Genomic DNA, 15,224 nt, shown 5'->3' with positions numbered 1-15,224 from the left:
GAGCCCCAAGCACGTAGGCTGACGCCGGGAAAATCCGAAAAAACGTGGAACCGGCGCCCAGAGACGGGTGCCGGTTCCCGAAGAACGCGCAGAGGAGAACGGTGAGCCGGGGACAGTCACCGCCGGAGAACACGCCCCTTCCGCCATTGCTCCTGCCCCCCGTCGACGCCGACCGGCGCCTGCGCGGGCCGTACACCGCCGGGGGCGCGATCGTCGCCGCGCTGGTGCCCGCCGCCCGGCCGGAGCTGGTCGCCCGCTACGACATCGAGCTGCGGGCCATGGCGCCCGACATGGGCGAGCTGATCCCGGAGAGGCGCCGGTCGCTCGCCGCCCACCTGCCGCGGGCCGAGCGGATCCTGGTCCACGCCCCCCGGCGCACGCTGCGGCTGGCCAACGGGTTCGCCGAGTTCGTCCGCGAGCACCTGGCGGAGACCGGGCCGCGCACGCTCGTGGTGGAGAACGTCCACCTGGCCGACCCCACCGACCGGGAGCTGCTGGCGGTGCTGCGGCGGCGGATCGACCCGGGATCGCTGACCGTCATGACCGGCGAGCCCGCCGGACCCGTGGAGCCGACCGGGCTCGGGGATCCCGGGGATCCCTGGAAGGCCCTCACCCCCGCCGAGCACGACGCCCTCGCCGACGAGTTGGAGCGGGAGGGCACCGTCGGCGCCCGCCTCGGCGCGATCCCCTACCACCGCGAGCGCGGCGCCGACCCGCGCCGGGCGGTGGAGGCGCTGCGGTTCGCGGTCCGATGGTGCCTGGACGCCGGCTGCCACGACGCGGTGGCCGAACTGGGAACCCGCGCGCTGGCGCTGACCGACCCGGCCGCCGAGCCGGAGGTCTGGTGGCGCTTCCTGCACAGCACCGCGACCGCGCTCGGCGCGCTGAACCGCGAGGAGGAGGCCGAGGCCCTGTTCGACCGGGCCAGGCGTGAGAGCGTCTCCCCCGCCGTCCACGCCGCCGCCGCCTACTCCACCGCGATGCTGAAGGTCCGCCACCACGACCCGGCACGCCGCGACCCGGAGGCCGCGCTCGCCTGGGTCAACCAGGCGATCGCCATCTCCACGCTGCTGCCCGACCCGCGCGAGCGGGCTTTCAAGCTGGGCTTCGACCTCAACGGCAGGGCCCTGGTGGAGGTACGGCTCGGCCGCCCGGCCAGGGCCCTGGAGCTGGTCCAGGAGGCCGTCGAACTGGCCGGGCGCGACCTGGGGCCGGACGAGCACCCGATCCACCGGCTGGTGCTGCTGGCCAACCGGGCGCAGCTCGCCGTGATGCTGGGCCGCCCGGAGGAGGCGCTCAGGGACCTCGACGCGGTGATCGCGGCCGACCCCGGCTACCCCGACTACTACATCGACCGGGGCAACCTGCTGCACCGGCTGGGCCGGGAGGAGGAGGCGGTCGCCGACTACGAGACGGCGATGCGGGTCGGCCCGCCGTTCCCCGAGCCCTACTACAACCGGGCCGAGATCCGCTTCGCCGCCGGCGACCACCGTGGCGCCCTCGACGATCTGGACCACGCGCTGGAGCTGGACCCGGGGTTCGTGGACGCGCTGGCCAACCGGGCCGGGCTGCTGGCCGCGCTCGGCGAGTACGGCGGGGCCCGCGCCGACGTCGAGGCCGGGCTCGCGATCGATCCGGGCAACCCGTACCTGCTGTGCGCGCTGGGGCAGGTCGAGGCGGCCGGGGGGCGGCCGGACCGGGCGCGGGCCGCGTTCGACGGCGCCCTGGAGCGGGCGCCGTCGCTGGCGGCTGCGTGGGCCGGGCGGGGGGCTCTGGCGTTCGAGACCGGCGACCCCGCGGGCGCGGTCGCCGACTTCACCCGCGCGCTGGAGTCGGGGGACGATCCCGCGCTGCTGTACAACCGGGCGATGGCGCTGCGCGCCGCGGGCCGCGCCGGGGAGGCGTCCGCCGACCTGCGGCGCGCCCTCGAACTGGCGCCGGACGACGAGGACGTCCGCCGGGAGCTGGAGGACTGACGACCCGGCAGGGGCCGCAGCCCGTCACGGACCGGCCCGTCGCGGTGGGGCCGGTCCGTGACGGCCCGCGGCGGTCAGGCGAGCGTGCCGCCGAGGTAGCGTTCGGCCAGCTCGCAGGTCCCCCGGGTGTAGCCCGCACCCAGCTCGGCGGCGATGTCCACGCCGGAGTGGGTGCCGATCCAGGCGACCAGCAGCAGGCGGCGGAACATGACGAAGGTCCAGGCCTCCGCCTCGTCCTCGGCCGGCAGGCGCAGCACGTCCCGGTAGCCGCGCAGCCAGGAGGCGATCATCTCGGGGACCAGCGGGTCGTGCTCGATGAAGCTCAGCGCGGCGGCCAGGTCGTACAGGTACCAGCCGAAGCCGCAGTCGTCGAAGTCGATGACGCTGGGCGGCCCGTCGCCGGTCACCAGCAGGTTGGCCAGGCGCAGGTCGGCGTGGATCAGGCCGTAGCGGTCCGGGCCCCGGCCGAACCGGCGCAGCCTGCGGCGCAGCTCCGCGTCGAGCCGCCCCAGCACGGCGCGCGCCTCGGCGTCCACGCCGGGTCCGTCCTGCCAGCGGCCCCAGCGCGACCCGGCGCCCAGCGCGGCGGCGTGGTCCCAGTGGAAGCGGGTGAAGCCCGCCGGGCGCCGCCAGGCGCGCGCGTGCCGGTGCATCCGCGCGGTGACCGCGCCGAGCCGCCCGAACCCGGCCACCAGGCGGTCCCGCGGCGGCTCGGCGCCGGGCAGGAACTCGAACCGCACGCAGGCGCGGGGCGGCGCGCCGGGGACGGTCAGCACCCGGGAGCCGTCGGGGGCGGGCAGCACCCGGGGGGTGCGGACCCCCGCCTCCTCGCGGAGCGCCTCCAGCCAGGCCAGCTCGGAGCGGATCGCCGCGACGGAGTGGTAGCCGGAGCGGTGCACCCGCAGGATCGACCGCTCCCCGGTGTCCGGGTCGTCCAGCCGGAAGGTGGCGTTCTCCGACACGTTGATCAGCGTGACCCCGGCGCGGGGCATCCCGTGGAGCCGCGCCGCCTCGCGGGCGGCCCGGTGCGCGGCGGCCAGCGCACCGTCGCCGGCCGACAGGTCGTGGACCCGCTCCGGCCGGTCCGGGTACGGCGGGCGGCCGTCGTGCATGGATCCTCCGTAGGTCCTGTTCTGTGGATCTTTCGCCTACCGCGGTCGCCCAGGCGGCCCCTCGCCACGGCGAAGATCCACGAAACAGGACCTGGCGGTGCGCGGGAGCCGCGCGGCGAAGGCTTCGGATCCCGTATGGGATCTTGCACCGCCGGGCGGTGGCGGATACAAACCGAATTGTCCCGCAAAAGGGTGCCACGGCCGAAGGAGCCCGGTGAACATCGAACTCGCGCTGCGGATGTGTGAGGCGTCGGTTCGGCAGGCGGGGCGTGAGGGCGCCCTCGTCTCGGTGGCCGTGGTGGACGCGGGCGGCCACCTGGTGGCCTTCCAGCGCATGGACGGGGCGGAGATCGCCGGGGTGACGCTGGCCCCGGGCAAGGCGTACACCGCGGTGGCCCACCGGATGACCACCGCCGACCTGGCACGCCTGGTCCGGCCCGGCGGGGAGCTGTACGGCCTCCCCGGGGACAGGTACGTCTGCTTCGGCGGCGGCGTGCCGCTGCGCCACCCCGGCGAGGAGCGGCGGGTGGCCGGGGCGGTCGGCGTCAGCGGAGGCACCGTCGCCCAGGACGTGGCGTGCGCCGAGGCCGCCGCCGCGCTCTGGGAGGGAACCCCCCTGTTCCGAAAAAGGGATGTATAGCCATTAATAGCTTCCAGGGCTTTTTAGGAAACTGATTAGCGATACAAGCGGAAGCCCTTTATGTCGTCTCACTTTTGTCATTAGATTAACTCTCACGCACTGCCCCTGACGAATAGCCGGGTAAGCCCCGGATCGGCCGTCCGTCCGGAACGGACGGCGGCGGGCGCAGAGGCCGCCGCCTCCGGACGGTCCGGCCCGGGAAAAGTCACGGGAGAACGGCCGTATTCCGCGCGCCTTCCCCGCTCATCCGCTGATGCGGCGCGAAGCCGCCATTCAGCCATGCGCTAATTCCTCGGGAGGAATCGTGCGGTACTCACCACGACGCGCGCTGCTGGCAGCCGCCCTGAGCACCATGGGCGCCTTCGCCACGGTGTCCGGCGCCGCCGCGGCGGCACAGGACGACACCCATTCGGGCGCGGCTCCCGCGCCCGGCGGGGCGTACTGTCTGCCCGCGGCCGGCCGGCCGGCGGGCGGGACGGCCGCTTCGGCCCCCGGCGTCCCGTGCGCGGACCCGGTCGCGGCTCCGCGCTCCGGACCGGCCACGGACACCATGTCCCCGGCCTCGGTCCCGGCCGTCCCGCCCGGCGCCCCGGCCGAGGCGGCCGCGCCGCGGGCGGACCGGGCGCCGGTGACCGTGCCGGCGCCGCGGACGGATGCCGTCCAGGCCCCACCGGCCGTCGCCGGCGCGAACGCCGCCGGCACCGGGACCTGGCCCGTACCGCCGCCCGGCGCCAAACCCGGCGTCAGGCCCGGCCCGCCGCCCGGCCCGCCGCCGGGCCCGCAGCCGCGGCAGCTCTGCGGCCCGCCGTACATCGCCGACAAGCCGGAGCTGGGGCCGGTGTACCTGCCCAGGAGGGGGCTGCTCGGCAGCATCTTGCGCGGCTACACCCCGCTGGGCGGACTGCCGCCGTGGAAGTTCCTCTACCGCTACCAGGACGAGACGACCGGGTTCTACCGCTACCCGCCGTACTTCGGCTTCGCCACCTCCGGCGGCTGGCCCAACGGCAGGCCGCTGGTCACGACCGTGACGCTGCCCGTGGGCCGGAAGCTCGACCGCTTCGGCGGCGAGGGCGGCTCGTTCCTCGCGCCCTTCGGCGGCTCCTACGTCGGGCGCGCCCTGCCCCCGAGCAACCTCAACACCTTCCCGGCGGCGCCGGAGTTCCCGTGCAGCTACCACGCCTACACCGTGCTGAAGTCGTTCCGGGTCGACGCGGGCCCGGCGGCCCCGGCGTTCCAGCTGCGGGGCGGAGGCGTCCAGTACCACCTGCTCAGCAAGTACATCCCCGAGGCGCCGCAGGTCCCGGCGGAGCTGCCGGTGAGCTGGCTGGTCGCCAACGGCTACCTGGAGCCGTTCTACGTGCCGGCCTGACGTCAGGAACGCAGATAGGCCAGCACCGCCAGGACGCGGCGGTGCTGGTCGCCGTCCTCGGCGTACAGGCCGAGCTTGGCGAAGATGTTGCGGATGTGCTTCTCCACCGCCCCCTCGCTGATCACGAGGTGCCGTCCGATGGCGGGGTTGGATCTCCCCTCCGCCATCAGGGACAGCACCTCGCGCTCGCGGGGGGTGAGGGAGCCGAGCGGGTCGTCGCGGCGGCGCCGTACCATCAGCTGGGACACCACCTGCGGGTCGAAGACCGTCCCGCCGGACGCCACCGCGCGCAGGCCGCCCATGAAGTCGTCCACGTCCACGACGCGGTCCTTGAGCAGGTATCCCACCGCTCCCCTGGCGTCGGCGAGCAGGTCGTCGGCGTAGGACACCTCGACGTACTGCGACAGGATCAGCACCGGCGCGCCGGGCACCCGGCGGCGGGCCTCGACCGCCGCCCGCAGCCCCTCATCGGTGAAGCCGGGCGGCATCCGCACGTCCACCACCGAGACGTCCGGCCGGTGCTCGACGACGGCCCGCACGAGGGCGTCGCCGTCCCCCACCGCGGCGACGACCTCGCAGCCGAACTCCTCCAGCAGCCGGATCAGGCCCTCCCTGATGAGCACGGCGTCATCGGCCACCACTACCCGCACGGAACCTCCGCCACGATCACCGTCGGCCCGCCCACCGGTGAGTCCACCGTCAGTTCCCCGTCCACCGCCCTCAGGCGGTCGGCGAGGCCGGACAGGCCGTGTCCCTTGGCGACGTGCGCGCCGCCGACCCCATCATCCCCGATCGTGAGCATCAGGACGCCGCCGGTCCGCGCCAGCGTGACCGAGCACACCGTGGCGTGGCTGTGCTTGGCGGCGTTGGCCAGGGACTCGGCGACCACGAAGTAGACGGTGTTCTCGATGGCGGCGGCGAAGCGCCCGGTCACCTGGACGTCCAGCTCGACGGGGATCGTGCAACGGCCGGCCAGCGCCGCCAGCGCCGGGGCCAGGCCCCGGTCGGTGAGGATCGGCGGCGCGATGCCGCGCGACAGGGCGCGCAGCTCGTCGAGGGTCTCGCGGGTGGAGGTGATGGCCTGGCCGAGCATCTGCTCGACCGCCTGGGGGTCGCGCTTGATCTGGCGCTGCGCCCGGGACAGGTCCATGGCCAGGGAGACCAGGCGCTGCTGCGGCCCGTCGTGGATGTCGCGCTCCAGCCGCCGCAGGGCGTTGGCCTCCGCCGACACCGCCGCGGCCCGCCCCTCGGCCAGGTCGTCGATGCGCTCGTGCAGTTCGGCGACGCTGACCAGCATCGCCCGGCCCAGCCCGGCCCGGACCAGTGCGCAGCCGCGCAGGACGAGCGGCAGGGTGAGGGCGAACAGCACGCCGATGCCGGTGTTGAACGCCACCTCCACCCAGACGGCGTCGCCCAGCCCGAGCAGCTCGGGCAGCCCATGATTGCCCGGGATGACGGCGAGGATCCACCCGTAGATCGGGTAGGTGAGCCCGGTGATCGTGCCGGCCCACCAGGTCACGGTGAAGACGAAGGTCACGATCGCGACGGGGAAGGACACGATGCCGTAGAGCAGATCCAGCCATGACTGCCCGCTGGTCAGCGGGTTGACGATCCGGCGCAGCCGCCCGGCGCCCTCCGGGGCGGGCCGGTAGCGGGGCCGGGCCAGCGGGCGGCCGAGCACCTCCGGCAGCATCCTCCGCTCGGTGTCGGCCAGCCCGCGCGCCGCCAGCAGCGTCGTGGCGAGGATCGGCACGCCGATCCACACCACCGCGGTGCCCACCCCCGCGGCGAAGCCCGCGACCATGAGGGAGAAGAAGACGATCGAAATGGGGAAGCCGGCGAGCAGGTAGCGGGTGTCGGCGCCGGCCCGGCGCAGGAGCGGTCTCATAGGGCCAACGGTAGGTGCGGGGACATCGCCGATCGAGCCGGTGTGCAGGTGTGCGGGGGTGGGGCCTGCCCTACCCCGGGTGCGGAGGCGGCCCGCACCCGAAGACTGCTGCGGGCGTCACTGCGCCGGGCGGGGGCCGCGCGGGAGGGTCGGGACATCCCCTTTTCGAGGAATCGAGGCCCTCCCTTGACCGCCGTGATCCCCCTCCCCGCGGGCCGTACGGCGCCGCGGACCGCCCCGGTGACGGCGCCGGCGACCGCGCCGGCCGGTCGTCCCGCGCCCGGTTCCGTGCCGCCCCAGCGCACGGCGTCCGGCCGGCCCGCGCCCGGCGCGGAGCCCGGCCGCGACCTGTTCGTCGACGTGCTGCGCCTGCTCGGCATGGCGCTGGTGGTGCTGCAGCACTGGAGCATGCCGGTGCTGTCCTTCGGCGACGGCAGGATCGCCACCGGCAACGCGCTCGCGGCCGGGAACATGTGGCTGGTCACGTGGGTCAGCCAGGTGATGCCGCTGATCTTCTTCGCCGGGGGCGCGGCCGGTGCGATCTCCTTCGGCCGCGCGGCGCGGCGCGGTCTTCCGGCCCCCGCCTGGGTCGCCGCCCGGCTGCGCCGCCTGGTCCTGCCGGTGGTGCCGCTGGCCGCGGTCTGGCTGCCGCTGCCGCACCTGCTGCTCGCGATGGGCCTGCCGGAGCAGCCGGTGCTGACGGCCGCGCGGCTGGCCGGGCAGCTGCTGTGGTTCCTGGCGGTGTACGTGGCCGTGGTGGCGCTGACCCCGCTGCTGGTCAGGCTGGACGCGGCGTACGGGCTCCGGGTGCCCGCGGCGATGGCGGCGGGGGCCGTCGTGGTGGACCTCGTGCGCTTCGCCGGCGGCCTGGAGGCGGCCGGGTACCTCAACATCGCGTTCGTCTGGCCGGCGATCCACCAGCTCGGCCTGCGGTACGCCACGGGCCGCCCGCGCCGCCCCTGGCTGATCGCCCTGGCCGGGTACGGCGCGGCCGCGGCACTGGTGGCCGCCGGCCCCTACCCCGGCAGCATGATCGGGATGCCGGGCGCGGCGGTCTCCAACATGGCGCCGCCCACCCTCGCGCTGCTGGCGGTGGGCGCCGGGCAGATCGGGCTGGCCCTGGCCCTGCGTCCCTGCGCGATGGCGTTCGCCCGCCTCCCCGCGGTGTCCAGGGTGCTCGCCTGGACCGGCCCGCGGATGATGACGGTCTACCTGTGGCACATGAGCGCCCTGTGCGTCGTCACGGCGATGGTCGTGGTGGGCCTGGGGATCTCCACCCCGGAGCCGGGCGGCCCGGCCTGGCTGGCGGGCTGGCCCCACTGGCTGCTGCTGCTCGTCCTGGCGCTGTGGCCGCTGCTGCGCGCCTTCTCCCGGTTCGAGATGCCCCGGCCGGCCGCGCCGTACACCGGGGGGACGGTCCGGATCGCGGTGGCGGCGGGGCTGGCCGCCGCGGGCCTGCTCCTGTTCACCGCGTTCGGCTTCGTGCCGGGACCGGCGCCGCTGGCCGGCGCGGGGCTGCTGCTCTCGGCGCTGCTGCTCGGCCGTACGGCCGGGCCCGCCCGGCGGAACGCGGTGCCCGCCCCCGGGACCCGGCGGTGATCCGCGGGGCCCGTACGGCCGGCGTTCCCGCCGAAACGTGACCCGATCCGCCCCCCGCTGGTCCGACCACCGCCGGTTCTTCGGCAGTATTGAACCGTGAGCCTTGTAGATCGCCTGCCAGAAGAGATCGACGCCGACCCCGACACCATCTTCGACGCGTTCGTCGCGTGGAACTCCGAGCGGGGGCTCACCCTCTATCCCGCCCAGGAGGAGGCGCTGATCGAGGTCGTCTCCGGGAACAACCTGATCCTGGCCACGCCCACCGGGTCGGGCAAGAGCCTGGTGGCGGCCGGCGCCCACTTCACCGCCCTCACCCGGGACGTGCGCACCTTCTACACCGCGCCGATCAAGGCGCTGGTGTCGGAGAAGTTCTTCGACCTGTGCGCGGTGTTCGGCACCGAGAACGTCGGCATGATGACCGGCGACGCGAGCGTCAACCCGGGCGCGCCGATCATCTGCTGCACCGCGGAGATCCTCGCCAACGTCGCGCTGCGCGACGGCGCGGCGGCCGACATCGGCCAGGTCGTGATGGACGAGTTCCACTTCTACGCCGAGCCCGACCGGGGCTGGGCCTGGCAGGTGCCGCTGCTGGAGCTGCCGCACGTGCAGTTCATCCTGATGTCGGCGACGCTGGGCGACGTCAGCATGTTCGAGGAGGACCTCACCCGGCGCACCGGCAGGCCCACCGCGGTCGTCAAGAACGCCGAGCGGCCGGTCCCGCTGGTGTACTCCTACCGCCTCACCCCCCTGCACGAGACGCTGGAGGAGATGCTCGCGACCGGCCAGGCCCCGGTCTACGTCGTCCACTTCACCCAGGCCTCGGCCATGGAGCGGGCGCAGGCGCTGATGAGCATCAACATGTGCTCCAAGGCCGAGAAGGAGGCCATCGCCGCGCTGATCGGCAACTTCCGCTTCACCACCCGCTTCGGCCGCGCCCTGTCCCGCCTGGTACGGCACGGCATCGGCGTCCACCACGCCGGGATGCTGCCGAAGTACCGCCGGCTGGTGGAGCGGCTCGCCCAGGCGGGCATGCTGAAGGTCATCTGCGGCACCGACACCCTCGGCGTCGGCGTCAACGTGCCGATCAGGACCGTGCTGTTCACCGCGCTGAGCAAGTACGACGGCACGAAGGTGCGCCGGCTGCGCGCCCGGGAGTTCCACCAGATCGCCGGACGAGCCGGCAGGGCGGGCTTCGACACGATCGGCTACGTCGTCTGCCAGGCCCCCGAGCACGTCATCGAGAACGAGAAGGCGCTGGCCAAGATCGGCGACGACCCGAAGAGGCGGCGCGGCTACGCCCGCAAGAAGCCGCCGGAGGGCTTCGTCGGCTGGAGCGAGGAGACGTTCGAGAAGCTCCAGCAGGCCGAGCCGGAGCCGCTCGGCTCCCGTTTCAAGGTCACCAACGCGATGCTGCTCGCGGTGATCAACCGCCCCGGCGACTGCTTCGCGGCGATGAAGCACCTGCTCACCGACAACCACGAGGACCGCAGGTGGCAGCGGCGGCACATCAGCCAGGCCATCGCGATCTACCGGTCGCTGCTGGCCGGCGGCGTGGTCGAGCAGTTCGCCGAGCCCGACGAGCAGGGCCGCCGGGCGCGTCTGACCGTCGACCTGCAGGAGGACTTCGCGCTGAACCAGGCGCTGTCCACCTTCGCGCTGGCCGCCCTCGACCTGCTGGATTTCGAGTCGCCGACCTACGCGCTGGAGGCGGTCTCGGTCATCGAGTCCATCCTCGACGACCCCCGCCAGATCCTGTCGGCGCAGCTCAACAAGGCCCGCGGCGAGGCCGTGGCGCAGATGAAGGCCGACGGCATCGAGTACGAGGAGCGGATGGAGCTGCTCGCCGAGATCACCCACCCGATGCCGCTGGCCGACGAGCTGCTGGGCGCCTACGAGACCTACCGCCGGGGCCACCCCTGGGTCGGCGACTACACGGTCAGCCCGAAGAGCGTCGTGCGCGACATGTACGAGCGGGCGATGACCTTCTCCGACTACGTGCAGTTCTACGACCTGTCCCGCTCCGAGGGCACGATCCTGCGCTACCTCGCCGACGCCTACCGCACGCTGTCACGGACCATCCCCGAGCACCTCAAGACCGAGGACCTCGTCGACCTCATCGAGTGGCTGGGCGAGCTGGTCCGCCAGGTCGACTCCAGCCTGATCGACGAGTGGGAGAAGCTGGCCAACCCCACCACCGAGGAGGGCGCGGAGCAGGAGATCGAGACGAAGCCGCGGCCGGTCACCGCCAACCCGCGCGCGTTCCGGGTGCTGGTCCGCAACGCGATGTTCCGCCTGGTCGAGCTGGTCGCCCTGGAGAAGGAGGAGGAGCTGGCCGAGCTCGCCCCCGACGTCGACTGGCCGGCCGCCCTCGACGCCTACTACGACGACCACGAGGAGGTCGGCACCGGCCCCGACGCCCGCGGCCCGGCGCTGCTGCGCATCGAGGAGGAGAAGGAGCTGTGGCGGGTCCGCCAGGTCATCGCCGACCCGGCGGGCGACGGCGACTGGGGCATCGACGCCCAGGTGGACCTCGCCGCCTCCGACGAGGAGGGCCGCGCCGTCGTCCACGTCACCGGCCTCAACCGGCTCTGACCCGGCCCTGATCGTCTCCGGTGGCCGGTCCCGGTCCTCCGCGTGGGTCCTCCGGCCGTTCCCGGGCGGCCGGAAACACCCGGCGGGGCCGAGAGAATAGGGGCATGAGTGACGACGCGATCAGGCAGGTGCTCGGCCTGCTCTACCAGGAGGACACGCTGCGGACGCTGGCGGCGCTGACGCTGAACGGCGAACCCGAGGATTCGGGACTCGGCAAGGAGGCGTTACGCCGGGCGCTGGACCGGCTGGAACGCGGGGGCCTGGCCGTACGGGACGACGACGGCCGGTGGACGGTGCGCAGGGAGCGGTTCCGCGAGCTGCTGCACACCACGGCCAGGCCCGCCGAGCCGTCCTCCCCCGAGGAGAAGGTGCTGCGGTCGTTCCTGGTGGACGGGCGGCTGCGGGCGATCCCCACCAAGCGCGACAAGCAGATCATCGTGCTCGACTACATCGCCCAGGTCTTCGAGCCGGGGGTCCGCTACCCGGAGAAGGAGGTGGACGTCGCGCTGCGCGCCTTCCACGACGACTTCGCGGCGCTGCGCCGCTACCTGGTCGACGAGGGGATGCTGGGCAGGGAGAACAACGTCTACTGGCGCACCGGCGGCTCGGTCGAGCCCTGAGCGGCGTCCGGCGGCTCCGCCGTACGGCCGGCCGGTCACGCCTCCTCCGCGGAGGCTCGCACCCCGGCCGGGCCCTGCGGGGGCGTCCCCGCCTCCGCAGGACCCGGCCCGCCGGACCCGTCCCCGCCGGACCCGCCCCCGACGGACCCGGCGGGGGCGCGCAGCCGGTCGGCCAGCCGCCGCATCCGGCCGATGAGCTCGGGCGGCTCGTGGACGGTGAAGTCCAGGTCCAGCAGGCCGATGACCAGGGCCAGCCACTCCAGTGAGTCGCCCCCGGTGCGCAGCAGGCAGCTGTGCTCGTCGATCGCCTCCAGCCGCACGTGCTCGGAGGGCCATATCCGCTCGGCGGCGACGGCCAGGGGCGCGTACAGGGTGACCACCGCCCGGTGGCGGCTGATCGGCGCGACGACGGAACGCTCGACGTAACCTTCGGGCGGCTCCCGCGGGGCGAAGCGGACGCCGACCGCCCGCGCGCCGCTCATCCGGTCCACCCGGAAGGTCCGCCAGTCCTCCCGCCCGGCGTCCCAGGCGACGAGGTACCAGCGCCGTCCGGTGGACACCAGCCGGTACGGCTCGGCCAGCCGGGCGCTCTCGGCGCCGTCGCGGCCCCGGTAGCCGAAGCGCAGGCGCTCGCGGTCCCGGGCGGCCTGCGCCAGGACGGCGAGGGTCTCGGCGTCGACGGTCGGCCAGGGACGGGGCAGCGCGCCGGGCAGCGCCACGGTCTGGGTGTGCAGGGTGCTGACCCGGCGGCGCAGCCGGGAGGGCAGCACCTGCTCCAGCTTGGCCAGGGCGCGGGCCGAGGTCTCCTCGATCCCGGCCACCGTACCGGCCGCCGCGGTCCGCAGACCCACCGCGATGGCCACCGCCTCCTCGTCGTCGAGCAGCAGCGGCGGCATCGCGGTCCCGGCCTCCAGCCGGTATCCCCCGGCGGGACCGCTGACGGAGCGGACCGGATACCCCAGCTCCCGCAGCCGGTCCACGTCGCGGCGCAGTGTGCGCGGGCTGATCCCGAGCCGCCCGGCGAGCTCGGCCCCGGGCCACTCCCGGTGCGCCTGGAGCAGTGACAGCAGCCGGAGCGTCCGTCCCGTGGTGTCGCTCATGCCTCCACGATCCCACCGATCGCGGCCGGAATCTGACCGCGACCCCTCGTAGCGTCGTCCACATGAGTCACATCGAGATAACCGGCGCCCGGCAGAACAACCTGCGAAACGTCTCCCTGAAGATCCCGAAGCAGCGGATCACGGTCTTCACCGGCGTCTCGGGGTCGGGCAAGTCGTCTCTCGTGTTCGGCACGATCGCCGCGGAGTCGCAGCGGCAGCTCAACGAGACCTTCCCCGCGTTCGTCCGCAACCGCCTGCCGAAGTACGGCAGGCCGGACGCCGACCACATCGAGGGCCTGTCGGCCGCCGTCGTCATCGGCCAGCAGCGCATCGGCGGCAACTCCCGCTCCACCGTCGGAACGGTCACCGACATCCACCCCCTGCTGCGCCTGCTGTACTCCCGGATCGGCACGCCGCCCGCGGGCCACTCCAACGCGTTCTCCTTCAACGACCCGGCCGGGATGTGCCCGGAGTGCGAGGGCGTCGGCCGGAAGGTGGCGCTGGACCTCGACCGGGCGCTGGACCGGACGAGGTCCCTCAACGAGGGCGCGATCCTGCTGCCGGGTTTCGGGGTCGGCACCTGGTACTGGAAGACCTACACCGCCTCCGGCCTGTTCGACAACGACAGGCCGCTGACCGGCTACACCCCCGAGGAGTGGGACCGGTTCCTGTACGGCGGCGGGACGACGGTCTCCATGGAGATGCGGAGCGGCACGGCCTCGCAGAAGTTCGAGGGACTGGTCGTCAAGTTCGACCGCCTCTACGTCAACCGGGACGGGGAGCAGACCTCCAGGCGGGAGGAGGTGATGACGTTCACCTCCTCCCAGCCATGCCCGGCGTGCCGGGGCGCCCGGCTCAACCCGGCGGCGCTGGCCTGCCGGATCGACGGCCGCAACATCGCCGAGCTGTCCGCGATGGAGGTCCGCCACCTCGCCGAGGTCATCGAGAGGATCGACGGCCCCGTCGCCGCGGCGGTGGTCCCGCCCCTCCTGGACCGGCTGCGGCACATGGCCGGCATCGGCCTGGGCTACCTCACCCTGGACCGGCCCACCGCGACCCTCTCCGGCGGGGAATCGCAGCGGATCAAGATGGTCAAGCACCTCGGCAGCAGCCTCACCGACATGACGTACGTCTTCGACGAGCCCACCATCGGGCTGCACCCGCGCGACGTGGCGAACATGAGCGCGCTGCTGCGCGCGCTGCGGGACAAGGGCAACACCGTCCTCGTCGTGGAGCACGACCGCGACGTCATCGAGATCGCCGACCACGTGGTGGACGTCGGCCCGCGCGCGGGGACGCACGGCGGCGAGATCGTCTACGAGGGCGGCGTCACGGGCCTGCGCGAGGCGGACACCATCACCGGACGGCACCTGCGCCGCGTCCGGCCGCTCAAGGAGAGGTTCCGCGCGCCGACCGGCGAGCTGACCGTCACCGGCGCGAACGTGAACAACCTGAGGGACGTCACCGTCTCCTTCCCCACCGGGGTGCTCACCGTCGTCACCGGCGTCGCCGGGTCCGGCAAGAGCAGCCTGGTCAACGAGGCGTTCCTGACCGCGTACCCGAAGGCGGTGGTCGTCGACCAGTCCGCGGTCGGCACGTCGGTCCGCTCCACCCCGGCCACCTACACCGGCCTGATGACCGAGATCCGCAGGCTGTTCGCCGCCGCGAACGGGGTGAACCCGGCGCTGTTCAGCTTCAACTCCGAAGGCGCCTGCCCGGCGTGCCGGGGCCTCGGCGTCGTCCACGTCGACCTGGCGTTCATGGACGGCATCACGTCGGTGTGCGAGACCTGCCACGGGCGGCGCTTCCAGGAGGAGGTGCTGCGGCACACCCTGCGCGGCAGGTCGATCTCGGACGTGCTGGAGATGACGGTGAGCGAGGCCGCGGGGTTTCTCACCGAGCCGAAGCCGCGGCGGGTGCTGCGCTCGGTCGAGGAGGTCGGGCTGGGCCACCTCACGCTCGGCCGGCCGCTCAGCACCCTGTCCGGCGGCGAGTGCCAGCGGATCAAGCTCGCCGGGGAGCTCAGCAGGAGCGGCGGCGTCTACGTGATGGACGAGCCCACCACCGGCCTGCACATGGCGGACGTGGACCGGCTGATCGGAATCGTCGACGGGCTGGTGGACGCGGGCAACACCGTCATCGTCATCGAGCACGACCTCGACGTGGTCAAGAGTGCCGACTGGGTCGTCGACCTCGGGCCCGGCGGCGGCGACCAGGGCGGCGCCGTCGTGTTCGAGGGCACGCCCCGGGCGCTGCTGGAGGCGACCGGCTCCGTCACCGCGGAGGAGCTGCGCCGCGACCTGGCCCGATCGCGCTGACGCGCCGCCG

10 protein-coding genes and 1 pseudogene are annotated in these 15,224 nt (G+C 73.8%); 7 read left to right on the top strand and 4 right to left on the bottom strand.

Features of this window, described 5'->3' with window-relative positions; translation table 11 throughout:
* Positions 1–146: 146 nt before the first annotated feature.
* Entirely contained in the window at positions 147–1,976 is a 1,830-nt protein-coding gene (locus tag AB0D67_RS14335) for a tetratricopeptide repeat protein (RefSeq protein WP_362934074.1), read from the top strand.
* A 74-nt stretch (positions 1,977–2,050) separates the two neighbouring features.
* On the opposite strand, the gene AB0D67_RS14330 is transcribed toward AB0D67_RS14335, so the two are convergent.
* Positions 2,051–3,088, bottom strand: coding sequence for a phosphotransferase (locus AB0D67_RS14330; protein ID WP_362934071.1), 1,038 nt, complete (start codon positions 3,086–3,088; stop codon positions 2,051–2,053).
* Between the two features lie 214 nt (positions 3,089–3,302).
* On the opposite strand from AB0D67_RS14330, the gene AB0D67_RS14325 reads away from it, so the two are divergent.
* Both AB0D67_RS14325 and AB0D67_RS14320 read left to right on the top strand, forming a co-directional pair.
* A complete protein-coding gene (locus AB0D67_RS14325; protein WP_362934068.1) occupies positions 3,303–3,728 on the top strand; it encodes a heme-binding protein in 426 nt (141 codons plus the stop codon).
* 304 nt (positions 3,729–4,032) lie between these two features.
* Complete coding sequence (locus AB0D67_RS14320; RefSeq protein ID WP_362934065.1) at positions 4,033–5,097, top strand: glycohydrolase toxin TNT-related protein; 1,065 nt, start codon at positions 4,033–4,035, stop codon at positions 5,095–5,097.
* Between the two features lie 2 nt (positions 5,098–5,099).
* On the opposite strand, the gene AB0D67_RS14315 is transcribed toward AB0D67_RS14320, so the two are convergent.
* Positions 5,100–5,747, bottom strand: a complete 648-nt coding sequence (locus AB0D67_RS14315; protein ID WP_362934062.1) for a response regulator transcription factor — start codon at positions 5,745–5,747, stop codon at positions 5,100–5,102.
* Entirely contained in the window at positions 5,738–6,985 is a 1,248-nt protein-coding gene (locus AB0D67_RS14310) for a sensor domain-containing protein (RefSeq protein ID WP_362934058.1), read from the bottom strand. The genes AB0D67_RS14315 and AB0D67_RS14310 overlap by 10 nt, the downstream gene beginning before the upstream one ends.
* A gap of 195 nt (positions 6,986–7,180) precedes the next feature.
* On the opposite strand from AB0D67_RS14310, the gene AB0D67_RS14305 reads away from it, so the two are divergent.
* The 3 genes from AB0D67_RS14305 (at position 7,181) to AB0D67_RS14295 (ending at position 11,796) form a co-directional block, all read left to right on the top strand.
* Positions 7,181–8,584, top strand: a complete 1,404-nt coding sequence (locus AB0D67_RS14305; RefSeq protein WP_362934055.1) for an acyltransferase family protein — start codon at positions 7,181–7,183, stop codon at positions 8,582–8,584.
* A gap of 96 nt (positions 8,585–8,680) precedes the next feature.
* The gene (locus AB0D67_RS14300) at positions 8,681–11,176 is read left to right on the top strand and encodes a DUF3516 domain-containing protein (protein WP_362934052.1); all 2,496 of its coding nucleotides are present in this window, start codon (positions 8,681–8,683) and stop codon (positions 11,174–11,176) included.
* 104 nt (positions 11,177–11,280) lie between these two features.
* Positions 11,281–11,796 (top strand): DUF2087 domain-containing protein, encoded by a 516-nt coding sequence (locus tag AB0D67_RS14295; RefSeq protein WP_362934049.1) that lies wholly within the window; start codon positions 11,281–11,283, stop codon positions 11,794–11,796.
* Between the two features lie 164 nt (positions 11,797–11,960).
* Here AB0D67_RS14295 and AB0D67_RS14290 read toward each other — a convergent pair.
* Positions 11,961–12,896 (bottom strand): annotated as a pseudogene (locus tag AB0D67_RS14290) (YafY family protein); the annotation flags it as partial.
* A gap of 62 nt (positions 12,897–12,958) precedes the next feature.
* On the opposite strand from AB0D67_RS14290, the gene AB0D67_RS14285 reads away from it, so the two are divergent.
* Positions 12,959–15,214 (top strand): excinuclease ABC subunit UvrA, encoded by a 2,256-nt coding sequence (locus tag AB0D67_RS14285; protein WP_362934046.1) that lies wholly within the window; start codon positions 12,959–12,961, stop codon positions 15,212–15,214.
* Positions 15,215–15,224 lie beyond the last annotated feature (10 nt).

Source organism: Streptosporangium sp. NPDC048047 (assembly GCF_040653115.1).
Lineage (GTDB): Bacteria > Actinomycetota > Actinomycetes > Streptosporangiales > Streptosporangiaceae > Streptosporangium.
Note: the sequence above shows the minus strand (reverse complement) of the source record. Positions and strands in the feature narration are given on the sequence as shown.